This window comes from Pantoea sp. X-Soil-OKNW-556 (assembly GCF_059730695.1).
In genome coordinates this window covers 1,728,631-1,747,210 of sequence record NZ_AP035990.1, presented here as the reverse complement: position 1 = coordinate 1,747,210, position 18,580 = coordinate 1,728,631, and the positions used below count along the sequence as shown (strand labels likewise).

General features: G+C 55.2%; 15 protein-coding genes. 9 read left to right on the top strand and 6 right to left on the bottom strand.

Going from position 1 to position 18,580, the window contains the following annotated elements; all coding sequences use genetic code 11:
* Positions 1-240: 240 nt before the first annotated feature.
* Genes potA through potD form a run of 4 tightly spaced genes read left to right on the top strand, consistent with a single transcriptional unit; the run spans position 241 to position 4,024 of the window.
* On the top strand, positions 241-1,356 hold the full coding sequence (gene potA, locus AC6I8T_RS08070; RefSeq protein ID WP_497833694.1) for a spermidine/putrescine ABC transporter ATP-binding protein PotA: 1,116 nt from the start codon (positions 241-243) through the stop codon (positions 1,354-1,356).
* Positions 1,349-2,200: a spermidine/putrescine ABC transporter permease PotB gene (gene potB, locus AC6I8T_RS08065; protein ID WP_200864680.1), complete on the top strand. Its 852-nt coding sequence runs from the start codon at positions 1,349-1,351 to the stop codon at positions 2,198-2,200. The genes potA and potB overlap by 8 nt, the downstream gene beginning before the upstream one ends.
* Positions 2,197-2,970, top strand: a complete 774-nt coding sequence (gene potC, locus AC6I8T_RS08060; protein ID WP_036627384.1) for a spermidine/putrescine ABC transporter permease PotC — start codon at positions 2,197-2,199, stop codon at positions 2,968-2,970. The genes potB and potC overlap by 4 nt, the downstream gene beginning before the upstream one ends.
* A 10-nt stretch (positions 2,971-2,980) precedes the next feature.
* On the top strand, positions 2,981-4,024 hold the full coding sequence (gene potD, locus AC6I8T_RS08055) for a spermidine/putrescine ABC transporter substrate-binding protein PotD (RefSeq protein ID WP_021185631.1): 1,044 nt from the start codon (positions 2,981-2,983) through the stop codon (positions 4,022-4,024).
* Between the two features lie 78 nt (positions 4,025-4,102).
* Here the strand turns inward: potD and cobB are convergent, their stop codons facing one another.
* From cobB to lolC, 4 genes are read right to left on the bottom strand one after another with little or no spacing between them, the layout of a single operon-like run.
* Positions 4,103-4,936, bottom strand: a complete 834-nt coding sequence (gene cobB, locus AC6I8T_RS08050; RefSeq protein WP_497833693.1) for a Sir2 family NAD+-dependent deacetylase — start codon at positions 4,934-4,936, stop codon at positions 4,103-4,105.
* A 52-nt stretch (positions 4,937-4,988) separates the two neighbouring features.
* Positions 4,989-6,233: a lipoprotein-releasing ABC transporter permease subunit LolE gene (lolE, locus tag AC6I8T_RS08045; RefSeq protein ID WP_415175146.1), complete on the bottom strand. Its 1,245-nt coding sequence runs from the start codon at positions 6,231-6,233 to the stop codon at positions 4,989-4,991.
* A complete protein-coding gene (lolD, locus tag AC6I8T_RS08040; RefSeq protein ID WP_021185628.1) occupies positions 6,233-6,934 on the bottom strand; it encodes a lipoprotein-releasing ABC transporter ATP-binding protein LolD in 702 nt (233 codons plus the stop codon). The genes lolE and lolD overlap by 1 nt, the downstream gene beginning before the upstream one ends.
* On the bottom strand, positions 6,927-8,126 hold the full coding sequence (lolC, locus tag AC6I8T_RS08035) for a lipoprotein-releasing ABC transporter permease subunit LolC (RefSeq protein ID WP_021185627.1): 1,200 nt from the start codon (positions 8,124-8,126) through the stop codon (positions 6,927-6,929). The genes lolD and lolC overlap by 8 nt, the downstream gene beginning before the upstream one ends.
* Positions 8,127-8,356: 230 nt before the next feature.
* On the opposite strand from lolC, the gene AC6I8T_RS08030 reads away from it, so the two are divergent.
* The 5 genes from AC6I8T_RS08030 to AC6I8T_RS08010 all read left to right on the top strand — a co-directional run bounded on the left by AC6I8T_RS08030 (position 8,357) and on the right by AC6I8T_RS08010 (position 16,189).
* Positions 8,357-8,566 (top strand): hypothetical protein, encoded by a 210-nt coding sequence (locus AC6I8T_RS08030; protein ID WP_021185626.1) that lies wholly within the window; start codon positions 8,357-8,359, stop codon positions 8,564-8,566.
* A gap of 94 nt (positions 8,567-8,660) precedes the next feature.
* A complete protein-coding gene (mfd, locus tag AC6I8T_RS08025; RefSeq protein WP_497833692.1) occupies positions 8,661-12,104 on the top strand; it encodes a transcription-repair coupling factor in 3,444 nt (1,147 codons plus the stop codon).
* Positions 12,105-12,322: 218 nt separating this feature from the next.
* Positions 12,323-13,609 (top strand): HlyD family secretion protein, encoded by a 1,287-nt coding sequence (locus AC6I8T_RS08020; protein WP_208725256.1) that lies wholly within the window; start codon positions 12,323-12,325, stop codon positions 13,607-13,609.
* On the top strand, positions 13,596-15,713 hold the full coding sequence (locus AC6I8T_RS08015; RefSeq protein ID WP_497833691.1) for a peptidase domain-containing ABC transporter: 2,118 nt from the start codon (positions 13,596-13,598) through the stop codon (positions 15,711-15,713). Before AC6I8T_RS08020 ends, AC6I8T_RS08015 begins: the two co-directional genes overlap by 14 nt.
* Before the next feature lie 260 nt (positions 15,714-15,973).
* Positions 15,974-16,189 (top strand): hypothetical protein, encoded by a 216-nt coding sequence (locus tag AC6I8T_RS08010; protein WP_021185622.1) that lies wholly within the window; start codon positions 15,974-15,976, stop codon positions 16,187-16,189.
* A 189-nt stretch (positions 16,190-16,378) separates the two neighbouring features.
* Here the strand turns inward: AC6I8T_RS08010 and AC6I8T_RS08005 are convergent, their stop codons facing one another.
* Both AC6I8T_RS08005 and AC6I8T_RS08000 read right to left on the bottom strand, forming a co-directional pair.
* On the bottom strand, positions 16,379-16,921 hold the full coding sequence (locus AC6I8T_RS08005; protein WP_021185621.1) for a glycine zipper 2TM domain-containing protein: 543 nt from the start codon (positions 16,919-16,921) through the stop codon (positions 16,379-16,381).
* Positions 16,922-17,204: 283 nt separating this feature from the next.
* Positions 17,205-18,509 (bottom strand): NAD(P)/FAD-dependent oxidoreductase, encoded by a 1,305-nt coding sequence (locus AC6I8T_RS08000; RefSeq protein ID WP_152521908.1) that lies wholly within the window; start codon positions 18,507-18,509, stop codon positions 17,205-17,207.
* Positions 18,510-18,580: the final 71 nt, after the last annotated feature.

Below are 18,580 nucleotides of genomic sequence, written 5' to 3'. Positions count from 1 at the left end.
CATTATCCATCAGGTTAGTCCCGTCCTGATGATTTGCTTAATCATCAAATAAAGAAAGATGACTTCCCTGCCAGCGTGTGTCCGTACAGCATACTCCGATTTTTTTCAGACTTTTCAAGGTAATTCCTCGCTGAAACATGGCATTGGTGCTTTTTTCAGGTATTATCCCGCCCTTCATCACGGCAGGCCGTTACCAACGACTATGCTGTAATCAGATCATTTTCAGACTGAGTGACTAAAATGACGCAAACACGCGCGCAACAGGCGCTGGTTACGCTTTCTGGCATCAGTAAAGCTTTCGATGGTAAATCCATCATCTCCGACTTTCAGCTGACTATCCGCCACGGCGAATTTATCACCCTGCTGGGTCCCTCCGGCTGTGGCAAAACCACGATCCTGCGTCTGATTGCCGGACTGGAAGAGGCCGATAACGGTCGCATCATCCTTGATGGCAACGATATCACCGACACGCCCGCCGAGCACCGCCATATCAACACCGTGTTTCAGAGCTATGCGCTGTTTCCGCATATGTCGGTATTTGAGAACGTGGCTTTTGGCCTGCGGATGCAGAAAACCCCGGCGGATGAGATAACCCGGCGCGTCAACGAGGCGCTGGCGATGGTGCAGCTGGAAAGTTTTGCACAGCGTCGCCCTCAGCAGCTCTCTGGCGGCCAACAGCAGCGCGTGGCAATCGCCCGTGCGGTGGTGAATCGGCCAAAAGTCTTGCTGCTTGACGAGTCGTTGTCAGCACTGGATTACAAACTGCGTAAGCAGATGCAAAACGAACTGAAAGCGTTGCAGCGTAAGCTGGGTATCACTTTTGTCTTTGTCACCCATGATCAGGAAGAAGCCCTGACCATGTCGGATCGCATCGTGGTGATGCGTGATGGACGGATTGAACAGGATGGCACGCCCCGCGAGATTTATGAAGAACCCGCCAATCTGTTTGTCGCCCGATTTATCGGTGAAATCAACGTGTTTGATGCCGAGGTGTTGAACAGCGATAACGCCCCCGGTGTTCGCGCACGCGTGGAAGGTCGGGAATGTGAGATCCACTGCCCTTTCCCGGTCGTCGCGGGTGATAAATTGCATGTTCTGCTGCGCCCGGAAGATTTACGTGTGGAAGAGATAGCAGACGACAGCCCCAGCGACCAGCTGATCGGCTATGTTCGCGAACGCAACTACAAAGGCATGACGCTGGAATCTACCGTCGAACTGGAAAACGGTAAGTTGCTTACGGTGAGTGAGTTCTTTAATGAGGACGATCCCGATTTTGACCACTCGCTAAACCAAAAAATGGCGGTGAGCTGGGTGCAAAGCTGGGAGGTGGTGCTGCCGTATGAAGCTGATGCGTAATCGCCTGCAAAATTTTATTGTGGCAATGATTGTCGGCTGGCTGGCGCTGTTCGTGTTGCTGCCAAACCTGATGATCTTTGTCACCAGCTTTCTGACGCGTGACGATGCGCATTTCGTCAGCATGGTGTTTACCCTCAGTAACTACAGCCGTCTGGTCGACCCGTTATATGCCGAGGTGCTGCTGCATTCGCTGAATATGGCGGTGATTGCCACCCTCTGCTGCTTGCTGCTGGGTTATCCCTTCGCCTGGTGCCTGACCAGGCTGTCGCCCCGCCTGCGGCCGCTGATGTTGTTTCTGCTGATCGTGCCGTTCTGGACCAACTCGTTGATCCGCATCTACGGCCTGAAAATTTTTCTCAGCACCCGCGGCTGGCTGAATGATTTTTTGTTGTGGCTCGGGGTGATCGATGAACCTTTTCGCATTATGTACACGCCGCAAGCGGTGATCCTCGGGCTGATTTATATCCTGCTGCCGTTTATGGTGCTACCACTCTACTCCAGCCTGGAAAAACTGGACCGATCCTGTCTTGAGGCGGCGCGGGATCTCGGCGCGAATACGCTGCAACGCTTTATCCGCATCATTTTGCCGCTTACCATGCCGGGGATTGTTGCCGGTTGCCTGCTGGTGTTAATCCCGGCAATGGGTCTGTTCTACGTCTCCGATTTGATGGGTGGCGCCAGAAATCTGCTGATTGGTAACGTGATTAAAAGCCAGTTTCTCAACATCCGTGACTGGCCGTTTGGGGCCGCCACCAGCATCGTAATGACGCTGCTGATGGGGCTGATGCTGTTGTTTTACTGGCGCGCGGCGCGACTGCTGAATAACAAAGTGGAGCTGCAATAATGGCACGCTGGTTACGCGGCAGCTTTATGGCCGTCATTTACGCCTGGTTTTATATTCCGATCATAATCCTGATCGTCAATTCGTTTAATGCGTCACGCTTCGGCATCAACTGGCAGGGATTCAGTACCCAGTGGTACGGGTTGCTGATCAACAACGACAGTTTGCTCCAGGCGGCACAACATTCGCTGCTGATGGGGGTGCTCTCCGCCAGCTGCGCCACGATTATCGGTTCCCTGACGGCAGTCGCGCTGTATCGTTATCGTTTTCGCGGCAAACCTTTCGTCAGCGGCATGTTGTTCGTGGTAATGATGTCACCCGACATTGTGATGGCGATTTCGCTGCTGGTGCTGTTTATGTTGCTGGGCATCTCACTCGGCTTCTGGTCGCTGTTGTTTTCGCATATCACCTTTTGCCTGCCGTTTGTCGTCATTACCGTGTATTCACGTCTGAAAGGGTTTGATGTGCGTATGCTGGAGGCCGCCAGGGATCTCGGCGCCAGTGAAATCATCATCCTGCGCAAGATATTGCTGCCGCTGGCGCTGCCCGCGGTGGCTGCCGGGTGGCTGTTGAGCTTTACCCTGTCGATGGACGATGTAGTGGTTTCCTCCTTCGTCACCGGCCCAACGTTTGAAATTCTGCCGTTGAAAATTTACTCGATGGTGAAAGTCGGCGTCTCGCCCGAGGTGAACGCGCTGGCGACAATTTTGCTGCTACTGTCGCTGCTGTTGGTGGCAGCCAGTCAGCTGTTATTGCGCGATAAAACTAAATAGAGGACAACCCATGAATAAATGGTCTCACTGGCTGGCGGCTGGGGCGCTGGCACTGGGCATGCAGAGCGCACAGGCTGACGACAGCAACACGCTCTACTTCTACAACTGGACCGAATATGTGCCGCCGGGGCTGCTGGAGCAGTTCACCAAAGAAACTGGCATCAAGGTGATTTACTCCACCTACGAGTCTAACGAGAGCATGTATGCCAAGCTGAAAACCTGGAAAGATGGCGCGTATGACCTGGTGGTGCCCTCCACTTACTTTATCGCCAAAATGCGCAATGAAGGGATGTTGCAGAAAATTGATAAGTCTCAGTTGAGCAACTTTCACAACCTCGATCCGAATCTGCTCAACAAACCGTTCGATCCCAATAACGATTACTCGATCCCCTATATCTGGGGCGCAACCGCGATTGGCATCAATACCGACGCCATTGACCCGAAAAGCGTCAGCGGCTGGGCCGACTTGTGGAAGCCGGAATATAAACAAAGCCTGCTACTGACCGATGATGCACGCGAAGTGTTCCAGATGGCGCTGCTTAAGTTGGGATACTCGGGCAACACCCGTGACCCGAAGGAGATCGACGCGGCTTATGAAGAGTTGAAAAAGCTGATGCCGAACGTGCTGGCCTTCAACTCCGATAACCCAGGCAACCCTTATATGGAAGGGGAAGTGAATCTCGGCATGATCTGGAATGGTTCCGCCTATGTTGCGCGTCAGGCCGGCACACCGTTGCAGGTCATCTGGCCAAAAGAAGGCGGTATTTTCTGGATGGATAACCTGGCGATCCCGGCCAATGCCAAAAACAAGGCCGGCGCGCTGAAGTTGATAAACTTCCTGCTACGCCCGGAAGTCGCCGCAAAAGTGGCGGAAACCATTGGTTATCCGACGCCAAATCTGGCGGCGAAGAAATTGTTGCCAAAAGCGGTGGCGGAAGACCCGTCGCTGTATCCCTCAGCAGACGTGATTAACCACGGCGAGTGGCAGAATGATGTCGGCGACGCCAGCGTGCAGTACGAGACATTGTTCCAGAAACTCAAAGCGGGACGTTAACAAAAATGCGCGATAAATCGCGCCGCTACGAAACATGCACATATGTGTAGCGCCGTGATTTATCGCGCAACTTGTTGTTTATTTATACAACCCACGCAGAAAGGTGTGCACAAACTCCGGCACCACTACGCTCGCCAGGCCGTACTGACCTTCAGCAAATTCGTTACCGATATGGCTGGGTTCCAGATTCAGTTCCACTGTATGCGCGCCCTGTATTTCCGCCTCATGGACAAAACCGGCCGCCGGATAGACATGACCAGAGGTGCCAATCGCGATAAAAAGGTTGGCGCTATCGAGTGCCTGATAAATCTCTTCCATCCCCAGCGGCATTTCGCCAAACCACACCACATGCGGACGCAATGCGGAAGGGAACTGACAGCAGGTACAGCGGTCATCCGGGGTGAGATCGTCGGTCCAGTCAATCACCTGGCCGCTGCTGACACAGCGCACTTTCAGCAATTCACCGTGCATATGCAGCACGCGTTGGCTACCGGCGCGTTCGTGCAAATCATCGATATTTTGCGTCACCAGCAGGAAGTTATCGCCCAATACCTGCTCCAGCTCCGCCAGGGCCAGATGCGCCGCATTGGGTTGGATGTCAGGTTGTTGCAGTTGACGCCGACGTGCATTGTAAAACGCCTGTACCAGCGCCGGATCGCGGTGAAATCCTTCCGGGGTGGCAACATCTTCTACCTGATGTTCTTCCCACAGGCCATCCGCCGCGCGGAAGGTGCGAATGCCCGATTCCGCTGATATTCCCGCCCCGGTTAACACCACCACACGCGGTAAGGGATGCGCGGCCAGCTCGGCTTTACGATCGCGTTCAAAAATACGCTGGCGAAAGCGCTGATGCACTTTACGACGCGTTTTTTTATAGCGGGCGAGTCGTAAGCGACGACGGGGTGTGCGCATAAAGGCTCCTTAATCTGCGCAGCCGCGATACCGCCGCTGCGCCTGTTTGCGGTTACTGCCCGCTCAACACGCGGGCCGGGTCGATGCGGCTGGCGCGACGGGCCGGATACCAACTGGCGAGCAGGCTCAGAATTATAGCCGTGGCCAGGACGGAAATCACATCCAGCCAGTGCAGCTCTGACGGCAGGAAGTCGATAAAGTAGATATCTCCGGCCAGCAATTGATGGCCGGTAAGATGTTCCAGGCCGCGCATAATCGGTGTCAGATTCAGTGCCACCAGCACGCCAACCACCACGCCACTGACGCTGCCCAGCAACCCAGCGAGCAGCCCGTACCAGATAAAGATGGCGCGAATCAGGCCATCCTTCGCCCCGAGCGTGCGCAGCACCGCGATATCGCTACTCTTATCCTTCACCGCCATCACCAGCGTCGAGACGATGTTGAAGCAGGCGACGCCAATCACCAGCACCATCGCCAGATACATAATGGCGCGGATCATCTGAATATCACGGTACATATAACCGTAAGTCCCAATCCAGCTACGGATATAGACGTACGAATGGGTCACTTCACCGGCGTCACGCACCAGTTTCTGCGCCTTGAAGGGATCGCTCATTTTCAGCGCGATACCGCTGACGCTGTCACCCATATCCAGATACGTTTGCGCATCAGCCAGCGGCACCAGCGCCAGGCTGTGATCCAACATGCCGCTGAGTTGCAGAATACCGCTCACCTGCAAACGGATGCGTTTCGGCTGAAGCAGCTTATTTTCGCCATCATTGTTGGGGATCATGATGGTGATCCAGTCACCCTGCTTCACGTTTAGCGACTTAGCGATACCACCGCCCAAAATGATTTGCTGTTTTCCGGCCGCAAATTGTGACCAGGCATCACCAGCAACAAAACGCGGCAGCGCACTGAGGCGCGGCTCCTGTTGCGGATCCACCCCTTTGACCTGGAGCGCCTGTAACTTCGCGCCGCTCTCAATCAAGCCGGTAAAGTTGACGTAAGGGGCGGCGGCGGCAATACCCGGCACCTGCTCGATCGGCGCAATCATCGGCTGCCAGTTGCGAAACGGCTGGTTTACCGGCTCGATTTCACCGTGCGGCACCACCGCCAGAATGCGGTTATTCAATTCCCGTTCGAAGCCGTTCATCGCACTCAGGCCGATGATCAACACCGCCACGCCCAGCGCGATACCGACGGTGGAGATAATCGAAATCAGCGACACCATGCCGCCACGCCGACGGCCACGGCTGAAGCGCAGCCCCAGCAGTAGGGATAACGAAGGCGTCATTACTGCGCTCCCAGCGTTAAATGTTCGCTCAACTGACCGTCGCGCATCTCCATCTGACGGCTGAGACGTTTCGCCAGCTGTAAATCATGTGTCACCACCAGAAATGCGGTGCCCTGGCGGGTATTGAGTTCACCCAGCAACTCAAAGATCGCATCAGCGTTGCGGGCATCGAGGTTGCCGGTTGGCTCATCCGCCATTACCAGACGCGGGCGATTCACCAGCGCACGGGCAATCGCCACACGCTGCCGTTCACCACCGGATAACTCGGAAGGACGGTGCGCAGCGCGTTTCTCCAGCCCAACGGCCGCCAGCATCTCACGGGCGCGCGCTTCCGCTTCACCTTTGGCCGCTTTACCAATCAGCAGCGGCATCGCCACGTTTTCCAGCGCGGTGAAATCCGGCAGCAGGTGATGGAACTGATAAATAAAGCCCAACTCACGGTTGCGCAGCTCAGCTTTGGCCGAAGAGGACATCGCATTCAGGGATTTACCATCAAAGATCACATCGCCAGAGGTTGGCGCATCCAACCCGCCCAGCAGATGCAGCAAAGTACTCTTACCGGAACCGGAGCTGCCGACAATCGCCGTCAGTTCACCGGGTTGCAGGCTGAAAGCCACGTTGCGCAGCACATCGGTCTGCACGCTGCCTTCCTGATAGCGTTTGCACAGGTCACGACACTGCAACAAAGGGGTGTTACTCATAACGTAAAGCCTCAGCGGGTTGAACGGCGGCAGCGCGCCATGACGGATAAAAAGTAGAAAGCAGCGCCACGGCCATCGACACCAGCGCAATGGTGACCACCTGCCAGACATTGATGTCCACCGGCAACGCGGCACCATCGAGGAACAGGCCAATCACCGGCAGCAAATGGTTGAGCTGGCTGGCGAGCAACACCCCCAGCAGCGTGCCGAGCAACGCACCGATAATACCGGCGCTGGCGCCCTGCACCATAAACACCGCCACAATCTGCCGACGGGTTAAGCCCTGGGTTTGCAGAATCGCCACTTCGGCCTGCTTTTCCATAATCAGCAGGCCCAGCGAGGTAATGATGTTAAACGCGGCGACAGCAATGATCAGACTGAGCAGCAGCCCCATCATATTTTTCTCCATGCGTACCGCCTGGAACAGATCGCCTTTGCGCTCGCGCCAGTCTTTCCACACCAGGCCATCGGCCAGTTTTTGCTGGCTGAGGGTATCCACGTCGAGCGGTTTATCCAGCCACAGACGCCAGCCGGTGATGTTGCCAAGCGGATAGCGCATCACGCGTGAGGCATCTTGCTGATTCACCAGGATCTGGTAGCCGTCCACTTCGCTGTTGGCGGCATAGGTACCCGCCACGGTAAAGATACGCTGGCTCGGCACACGGCCTACCGGCGTAAACTGGCTGACTGACGGCACCATCAGACGCAGCTGGTCGCCACGTTTGACGCCCAACTGCCCGGCCAGTTGCTCACCGAGAATCACGTTGTATTGTCCGGCTTGCAGCACGCTCTGCGGGGTATTGACCAGATAAGGGGTTAAGGGGTCTTTTTCGTCCGGGTTGATGCCAAGCATCACCCCGACTGAAACATTGTGGGCGCTTTGCAGCACCACATCGGCGGTGGTCAATGGCGCGACACGGCTAACGCCCTGCAAATTAAGGCTTTGCGCCGTGAGTTGCTGCGGATTGATGCTGCCTTTATCGCTGGTCACCAGCGCCTGCGGCATCAGACCGAGGATATTGCCCTCCAGCTCGCGCTCGAAGCCGTTCATCACCGACAGCACTGTCACCAGCGCCAGCACTCCCAGCGTAATGCCGATAGTGGAGAGCCAGGAGACGAAGCGACCGAAGCGGTCTGAAGCGCGGCCACGCATGTAGCGCAGGCCGATGAATAACGCGACTGGTTGATACATGAGATCCGTCTTGGCAGTAGCCTGAAAATAAGTAGTGGGATGATAAAGGAGCCGCCTGCTTTATGAAACCTCTAACCCTCTGAGTCTGCGGCAAAGTTGCGTCAAAATGCGTCGCATAGCGACCTCATGCACAAAAAATCGACAAAATAATGACGTTAATTGTACGTTTATTGGTCAGCCGCTGCGGTAAACTACACTAAGTAGTGATGTTGAGTGTGGGGGTACAACATATGCTCAAGTTTCCCAAAGGCAGTATCGTTAAACACAAATCGGGTGAAATTAAAGGCGTGATCGTCAACGTGTTCGAGCAGGGTGATGCGCCAACCGGTTATTACGTGAAGTGGGACGACGGTAACCACAGTTATCATCTGGAACAGGAACTCTCCTGGGCCAACGTCGATCGACCGCGTATGCATTATACGCAGCAATCAATTAAGTAACGGAACCGGGAAAAAAGCACCGCGACAGGTGATCCTCAGGGCGGATTGTGGAATGATGACGCCCTGGAATAAAAGGAGAGAATGTCGAGACCCCATGTCCGAACAGAGTCGTTATACCCTGCCAGTCAAAGCCGGTGACCACCGTCAACTCGGTCAACTGGTGGGAGCCGCCCAGGCGGTGGAGTGTGCCAGCATCACCGAACATCATCAGGGTCCGGTGCTGATGATTACCCCGGATATGCAATCTGCCCTGCGACTACAGGAAGAGATTCGCCAGTTCACCGATCTGCCGGTCAGTAACCTCGCCGACTGGGAAACGCTGCCCTACGACAGCTTCTCCCCGCATCAGGACATTATCTCCTCCCGTTTGTCCACCTTGTATCAATTGCCGACCCTGACTCAGGGCATGCTGATCATGCCGGTGAACACGCTGATGCAGCGCGTTTGCCCGCACAGCTTTTTACACGGCCATGCGCTGGTGATGCGTAAAGGGCAACAGCTTTCGCGCGATGCCCTGCGCGACCAACTGGAACAAGCCGGTTATCGCCATGTCGACCAGGTGATGGAGCACGGGGAATATGCCACGCGTGGCGCGCTGCTCGACCTGTTCCCGATGGGGAGCGATCAGCCGTACCGCATTGACTTCTTTGATGATGAAATCGATAGCCTGCGCCTGTTTGATGTCGACAGCCAACGCACGCTGGAAGCGGTCGACGCCATCAATCTGCTACCAGCCCATGAATTCCCGACCGATAAAGCCGCCATTGAACAGTTTCGCACCCGCTGGCGCGAAACCTTTGATGTGCGCCGCGAAGCGGAACACGTTTATCAGCAGGTGAGCAAAGGCACCCTGCCCGCCGGGATTGAATACTGGCAGCCGCTGTTTTTCGAGCAGGCGCTGCCGACGTTATTCAGCTACCTACCTGCCAACACTTTGATTGTTAACAGCGGCGACCTGGAAAGCAGCGCGCAGCGCTTCTGGCAAGACGTCAATGCGCGTTTTGAAAACCGCCGTATCGACCCGATGCGCCCACTGCTGGAGCCGGTGGCGTTGTGGCTGCGTCCGGATGCGTTATTCAGTGAGCTGAAAGCCTGGCCACGCGTCCAGTTAAGCAGCGAAACGCTGGCTGACAAGGCCGCCAATACCAACCTCGGCTATCAACCGCTGCCGGAACTGACGGTGCAGGCTCAGGCCAAAGCGCCACTCGATCTGCTGCGTCAGTTCCTGGAACAGTTCAACGGTCCGGTGGTGTTCTCAGTCGAGAGCGAAGGCCGGCGTGAAAGCTTGCAGGAACTGCTGGCGCGCATCAAATTGCGTCCACAGCCCATCAGCCGCCTGGCGGACGCCAGCGCACAACCGCACAGCCTGATGATTGGTGCCAGCGAACGCGGTTTTATCGATAACGCACGCCAGCTGGCGTTTATCTGTGAAAGCGACCTGCTGGGCGAGCGTGTCAGCCGCCGCCGTCAGGACAACCGCCGCACCATTAACCCGGATGTGCTGATCCGCAACCTCGCCGAGTTGCATCCCGGTCAGCCGGTGGTGCATCTGGAACACGGCGTGGGACGTTATATTGGCCTGACCCGACTGGAAGCCGGGGGGATTGAAGCCGAATATCTGATGCTCTCCTACGCTGGCGACGCCAAACTTTATGTGCCGGTCTCGTCGTTGCATCTGATCAGCCGTTACGCCGGGGGCGCTGACGAAAACGCGCCGCTGCACAAGCTGGGAAGCGATGCCTGGTCCCGTGCCCGTCAGAAAGCGGCAGAAAAAGTGCGCGACGTGGCAGCAGAACTGCTGGATATCTATGCCCAGCGCGCCGCCAAAGCCGGTTTTGCCTTTAAGCACGACCGCGATCAATACCAATTGTTCTGTGAAGGCTTCCCGTTTGAAACCACGCCGGATCAGGCCCAGGCGATCAACGCCGTACTGAGCGATATGTGTCAGCCGCTGGCCATGGATCGTCTGGTGTGCGGTGACGTGGGCTTCGGTAAAACCGAGGTTGCGATGCGCGCCGCCTTCCTGGCGGTGGAGAACAGCAAACAGGTGGCGGTACTGGTGCCCACCACCCTGCTGGCTCAGCAGCACTACGATAATTTCCGCGATCGTTTTGCCAACTGGCCCATCCGCATTGAGATGCTGTCACGCTTCCGCAGTGCCAAAGAGCAAAACCAGATACTGGAGCAGGCGGCAGAGGGCAAAGTTGATATCCTGATCGGCACGCACAAGCTACTGATGAGTGACCTGAAGTGGCACGATCTCGGGCTGTTAATTGTCGATGAAGAACACCGCTTTGGTGTGCGTCACAAGGAGCGCATCAAGGCGATGCGCGCCGATGTCGATATTCTGACGCTGACCGCGACCCCGATCCCGCGTACCCTGAATATGGCGATGAGCGGCATGCGCGATCTGTCGATTATCGCTACGCCACCGGCACGCCGTCTGGCGGTGAAAACCTTTGTGCGCGAGTACGATAGCCTGGTGGTGCGTGAAGCAATTCTGCGTGAAGTGCTGCGCGGCGGCCAGGTTTACTATCTGTACAACGATGTGGAAAACATCGAAAAGGCGGCCCAACGGCTGGCGGAACTGGTGCCGGAAGCCCGCATCGCCATTGGTCACGGCCAGATGCGTGAGCGCGATCTGGAACGGGTGATGAACGATTTCCACCACCAGCGCTTCAACGTGCTGGTGTGTACCACCATCATCGAAACTGGTATCGACGTGCCAAGCGCCAATACCATCATCATCGAACGTGCCGACCATTTTGGCCTGGCGCAGTTGCATCAGTTGCGTGGTCGTGTCGGCCGTTCGCACCACCAGGCGTATGCCTGGTTGCTGACCCCACATCCGAAAGCCATGACCACCGACGCACAAAAGCGACTGGAAGCTATCGCCTCACTGGAGGATTTGGGTGCCGGTTTTGCGCTGGCGACCCACGATCTGGAGATTCGCGGGGCCGGTGAATTGCTGGGTGAAGATCAGAGCGGCCAGATGGAAACCATCGGGTTTACCTTGTATATGGAGCTGCTGGAAAGCGCGGTCGATGCGCTGAAGGCCGGACGTGAACCCTCGCTGGAAGACCTCACCAGTAACCAGACGGACATTGAGCTGCGTATGCCAGCGCTGCTGCCGGATGATTTTATCCCTGATGTGAACACCCGTCTGTCATTGTACAAACGCATCGCCAGCGCCAGCGATGACGGCGAACTGGCTGAGCTTAAGGTGGAGATGATTGACCGCTTTGGCTCCCTGCCTGATGCAGCACGTAATCTGCTGGATATTGCAGCGTTGCGTTTAGTTGCGCGTCAGCTGGGTGTGCGCCGCATCGAGGCCAGTGAAAAAGGCGGTTTCTTTGAGTTCACGCCGCAGAACCACGTCGATCCTGGCTGGTTGATTGGTCTGCTGCAAAAAGACCCGCGCCAGTGGAAGCTGGATGGTCCGACACGCCTGAAATTCACCCGCGATTTAGCCGAGCGCAAAACGCGCATGGAGTGGGTGCAGAATTTCGTCAGTGACCTGATGAAAAATCGAGTGTAAGGCTTATTGCTGGTGCGCAGCAATGCGCATCAGCTTAAATTAAATTAATGGTTTTATCATTCCATTGAAAACACCATAAATTGATTGTCTTTATATATCATAAAATTAAACATGACTCTTTTTAACCCCGCCCACGTAAAATATCAGCCCTGATACTGGATAAGCCCAGGGTTGCTGACTATCTTTCTCATCAGTCCATTTTATGCGCTGGTGTGTTTATGCTGTTTCGCAAGGAAGTCAGTGAACATTTGCAGTCACGTTACGCCGGACCGATTCTGCTTATCACGGGCTGGCCCGTATGGATAACGTTGTGCATCACCTTACTGTTTCTTGCCGCACTGTTGCTTTTTCTGTGGCAGGGCAGCTACACACGCCGGGCCAATGTCAGTGGCGAAGTCATCACCTGGCCCCACACCATCAATCTGTTTGCACCTGAACAAGGGGTGATTTCCCGTTTATTAGTCTCCCCCGGCCAACAGGTCAATGCCGGTACGCCGCTGTATGCGCTGGATATCAGCCGCGTGTCCTCTTCCGGCAACCTCAGCGCCACCACCCGTGCCCTGCTGAAAAAACAGCAGCAGCAGATGGGAGAAATGCAGCATCAGTTGGAACAAAATCGACGCGCCACCCTGACCAGCATTCAGCAGCAACTTGATCAGTTACGCAGCGCCCGCGAAAAAACCCAACAGATGGTGGATTCTGCCACTGAAGGGTTGAACGTGATGCGCAGCAGTATGAACGACTATAGCCGTTTCATGCGTAAGGGGTTGATCACCACCGACCAGCAAAACAATCAACGCTATCTTTTTTATCAACAGCTTAGTGTCTGGCATAGCCTGAACTCGCAGCGGGTACAACAGGATATGCAGATTGCAGAGCTGCTCAGCCAGCAGGTGACCCGTGCCGCCGATTTTGACGCCCAGCAGGCGCAGTACCACATTCGTCAGGCCGATATCGAGCGGCAGTTGGCGGAAGCTGACGCAGGCAGTGAGCGCCTGATTTCCGCCCCCTCAGCCGGACGTATCTCGTCATTAAGCGTCACTGAAGGTGAGATGGTTAGCGACGGCGATAGCCTGGCGCAACTGGTACCGACCGGCGATAGCACCCCCAGCCTGGTGATCTGGCTACCGAACGACAGCGTCCCCTACGTCAAACCCGGTGACATGATTAATATCAGCTATGCCGCGTACCCGGCGGAGAAATATGGTCAGTTTCCGGGCAAGGTGCTGTCGATATCCTCCGCGCCGGTTTCACCGCGTGAACTCAACAACTATGGCAGCGCGCCACGGTTAGCGGATGGGCAGATCGCCGGAGCCTGGTTTAAAGCCAATGTAGCGCTGAATCACCAGGGATTGCGCTGGCAGGGAAAAACGCTGCCATTAGCCAGTGGTATGCAGCTTCAGGCCACGGTGTTTCTTGAAAAGCGGCCACTGTGGCAGTGGATGCTCTCCCCTTACTATTTCCTGAAAAACAGCATCACGGGGCCAGTCAGTGACGAACGGTGAAATGAAAGAACTCTTCTCCCGCCTGCATATCCGCCTGCGACGTCGCATACCGGTGCTGTTGCAAACTGAAGCGGCTGAATGTGGGCTGGTTAGTCTGGCGATGATCGCCAGTTGGTATCAGTTACCGGCAGATCTGAGACTGCTGCGCCAACAATCCGGCATCTCATCCCGGGGGGCGACCCTGCGTACCGTGATCGATACCGCAGCGATGGCCGGTCTGAAATCGCGCGCACTACGGCTGGAGATGGATAATCTGCGAGCGCTGAAGTTGCCCTGTATCCTGCACTGGGATCTTAACCATTTTGTAGTGCTGGTTGCGGTTAAGCGTAACCGCGTCGTTATTCATGATCCGGCTACAGGCCATCGTGTGCTGGGGATGCAGGAAGTTTCGCTGCATTTTACCGGCGTGGCGCTGGAATTATGGCCCTCGGGTGAGATACCGAAAAATTCCCCTGCCGGCCCACGCATACCTCTCTGGTCACTGACGGGACGCATTGCTGGCCTGGGAACTACGCTCACCAAATTATTCTGTTACTCGGTGCTGATAGAATCCGTCAGTCTGCTGCTGCCCGTGGGGATGCAGATGGTGCTGGACCATGCCATCCCCGCCAGCGATGCCGGACTACTGACGTTGATTTGTCTCGGATTAGTGTTTTTTGTGCTGTTTCGCACCGGTGCCAGCATGCTCAGAGGCTGGACTTCGCTGGTCATGAGCACCCTGATTACGGTGCAAGGCAAAGCGCGGCTGTTTGATCATCTGCTCGCGTTGCCAACCGAATGGTTTGAAAAGCGCAAGCTTGGCGATATTCAGTCGCGCTTTACCTCGCTGGAGACGCTACAAACCACTCTGACCAGTAATGTGGTCAGCGGCATTATCGACAGCATTATGACCGTAGGTCTGATTATCATGATGCTGTTGTATGGCGGCAGTTTATTATGGGTAGTGCTGGCGTTTACCCTGCTGTGGATCCTGTTTCGTCTGGGTACCTACCAGGCATGGCGACAAAGCTCAGAAGAACAAATTGTCAAAAATGCCCGTTCCGGTTCCCATTTTATGGAAACCTTGTATGGCATCCACACCATCAAAGCGCTGGGATTAGCGGCACTACGGGCGCAGCATTGGTTAAACCTGAATGTCGAAAGCGCCAATACCACCATCCGCAAGACCCGCTTTGAGATGCTGTTTTCAGGCGGCAATACCCTGATTGCCACGCTGCAACAAATTACCCTGTTGTGGCTGGGGGCGAATGCGGTGATTGCCGGGCATATGACGCTGGGGATGTTTGTCGCCTTCAGCACCTATCGTGGACTCTTTGCCGATCGCACTGCGGCCCTGCTGGATAATGTGCTCCAGCTCCGCATGCTGTCTGTGCATAAGGACCGCGTGGCCGATATCGTCCTTGCGACACCTGAAACGACACCTGGCGCGCCTGTCCATCCGCTTCTGCACCACGAGGAGCCAGCGGCATTATCCGTCAGAAAATTGACCTTCCGGCACGACCCGTTCAGCCCCTTGCTGTTCAATGAGCTGGATTTGGATATTCATGCCAGAGAATGTGTGGCGATCACCGGCCCCTCCGGTAGAGGAAAAACCACCCTGCTGAAGATTATGGCCGGATTGCTGAAGCCGACAGGCGGAGAGGTGTATGTCAATGGCATCGACATTCGTGCCAGCGGGATCGCCAACTGGCAGGCCTGTATCGCCTGCGTACTTCAGGAGGACACGCTACTGGCCGGTTCCGTGGCGGAGAACATTTGCTCCTTTGATACCCAGCCAGATGATGCGTGGATACAGGAATGCGCCAGACTCAGCCAAATTCACGATGATATTCTGGCAATGCCGATGGGGTATCAAACGTTGATCAGTGAGTTAGGGGGAAGTCTCTCTGGCGGGCAAAAGCAGCGGCTGCTGATCGCCCGCGCACTGTATCGTCGCCCCCAGGTGTTATTTCTGGATGAGGCAACCAGCCACCTTGATGTCGATAACGAGAGCCGAATCAATGCAGCCATCCGCGGGCTGAACATCACCCGTATCCTGATCGCCCACCGCCCTTCAACTATCGCCTCGGCAGACCGGGTGATCGATATGGCTGAGTGGTCATAACCTATTTAGGACAGAACTGAGTTTATTACGGAATTATTCTTTTCCGTATTGATGGTTATATAAAATAATCCGGAAAAATACCGGAGACTTATTTTCGCCAGTAAAAATAACTTTCTTTTTTAGGGCCAATTATTTTTCAAAAATATTCTTTTCATTCATCCAATGCCGTCTATCCTGAATAAGGGCTTTCAAAAAACAAGGCCCGATTCAAATATCGTTATCATCCAGTCAACCATTTTTTGATAATCTGGAGTCCAACTATGAATGAATCAATGCGTGAACTCTCTGAGCAGGAAATTTCACAGGTTAGCGGCGGCGCGGTATCACTTCCCGGTGTCGCGGATGTGAGCGGAGTCGTGGGTAACCTCACCTCAACTGTCACGGGCTTACTCGGTTCGGTGCTATCGACCGTCGGTGGCGTGGTGAGTGGCCTTGGCTCAGCATTGAGTGGGTTAACCAATAACTCAGGTATTTGATGGTTGTAGTTTTCATATATCTGTAGCGCCTCAGGGATGAGGCGATAATTAGCCATGAAAAATGACTTTAATTTGTAGCACCGCGATTTATCGCGCTATTTTTTATAAAAATCCGCGCGATATATGCCAGAAATGATTAGGGGGGTGATCCCTGAGGATCGCCCCCTGCTGTGATGTGTCTTTGCCCAATCAGGCCTGATTTGAATTCAGGATCAACTGACCATTACGGTCAAGCGGAATGCGGGTGCCAGGGTCTTTTTCCATACGGATTTTGCCCTGCTGGTCGCCTATTTTATAGGTCACGTCATAACCCAGCATTTTTTCCTGTTTGTCATACACCGTTTTGCAACGTTGTTCTGAAGTGGTGTAGGTATCACGTTCCTGCATACCTGCCTGTACCTGATTACCGGCGTAGCCACCCGCCAGTGCGCCTGCGACTGTCGCCACATCCCTGCCGCGTCCACCACCGAACTGGTGACCCAGCACACCGCCAGCCACCGCACCCAATACGGAACCGGTCAAACGATTCTCATCCTGCACCGGACGGCGATGGGTTGATGTCACATTGCGACACTCCTGTCGCGGTTGCTTGATACTCTCTTTAATCGGTGTTGCGGAGAGAACCTGAGCGTATTGCGGGCCACGGTCAAAGACATCCATGCTGGCAACTGCAGCAACCCCTAATGCGGCCGCTACGCCAATACCGATACCCGCTAACATTGATTTGTTCACAGGAATGTCCTCCTGAAGTTGTTACCGCGCAATCCTGAAACTCACAGCATCCTGTGTAGCCGGGACATAACCGGCGTGCGCGACGCGCCGTGTCTGTGAGATAAGTTTTACAGATGGCCCGATTTTGCAACATCAGATTAATGGAGGAAACGCAGCGCCGGGCCGTCAGGGCCAGCTTTTCGGAGAGTTCTTAGTTCAGAAAAACGCCAGACGGCGCTGCGGGCCGGTCTGAACGTTTTCAATCAGTTAGCAGATTCGGGCGGCTGAAACCGCCCGGAATGGCTTAGTGCAGCTTGAGGCGAGGACGCAGCACGCGGTTCAGGCTACCGACCAACATCATCAGGCCCGTTTTGAAGTAACCGTGCAGGGCGATCTGGTGCATACGATACAGAGAAATGTAGACGAAACGGGCGATACGCCCTTCGACCATCATCGAACCACGCATCAGGTTGCCCATCAGGCTGCCGACGGTACTGAAGCGCGACAGCGACACCAGCGAGCCGTGATCTTTATAGACATAGGCTTTCAGCGGCTTGCCCTTCATCTGCGCCAGGATGTTCTCCAGCGCGCGCGAGGCCATCTGATGAGCAGACTGCGCACGCGGCGGCACGAAACCACCAGACGGCAGCGCACAGGAGGCGCAGTCGCCGATGGCATAGATGTCATCATCCAGGGTGGTCTGCAACGTGTCCTTCACCACCAGTTGGTTGATGCGGTTGGTTTCCAGCCCGCCGATCTCTTTCATGAAATCAGGTGCCTTGATACCGGCCGCCCACACCATCAGGTCGGCTTCGATAAACTCGCCACCTTTGGTGTTCAGGCCGTTGGCTGCGGCGCTGGTGACCATGGTTTGCGTCAGCACGCGCACGCCGAGTTTGGTCAACTCCTGATGCGCCGCGGCAGAAATACGTGGCGGCAGCGCAGGCAAAATACGCTCACCGGCTTCCACCAGCGTGACATTCAGCGCGGAGCTATCCAGACCTTTGTAGCCGTAGCTGTGCAACTGTTTCACCGCATTATGCAGTTCCGCTGACAGCTCAACGCCGGTCGCACCGGCGCCGACAATGGCGATGTTCACTTTATCCAGGCGGCCTTCGCTGGCCGAGAATTTCAGGAACAGGTTGAGCATTTCGTTATGGAAACGACGCGCCTGATGCGGGTTGTCGAGGAAAATGCAGTGATCTTTCACACCCGGAGTGCCGAAATCATTCGAGGTACTGCCCAGCGCCATCACCAGCGTGTCATAGGCCAACTCACGCTGCGGCACCAACACTTCACCTTCCGCATCGAGAATCTCTGCCAGCTCGATGGTTTTGTTTTCACGGTTGATCTGCGTCAGGGACCCCAACTGGAACTGAAAACCGTGATTACGTGCGTGGGCCAGATAGCTCAGCGCATCAATACCTTCATCCAGTGAACCGGTAGCGACTTCATGCAGCAGCGGTTTCCACAGATGGCTGTGGTTACGATCAACCAGAATCACCTCAGCTTTCTTTTTCCGGCCCAGCTTGTGTCCGAGCTGGGTGGCCAGCTCTAAGCCGCCGGCACCACCGCCGACAATCACAATTTTTTTCATAGATGTAGTCAACAAAGACCCCCTCAAAGTTGTAAACCAAAAGTTAATTAATGGTTAATAAAAAACCTTAATAAACATAGGGT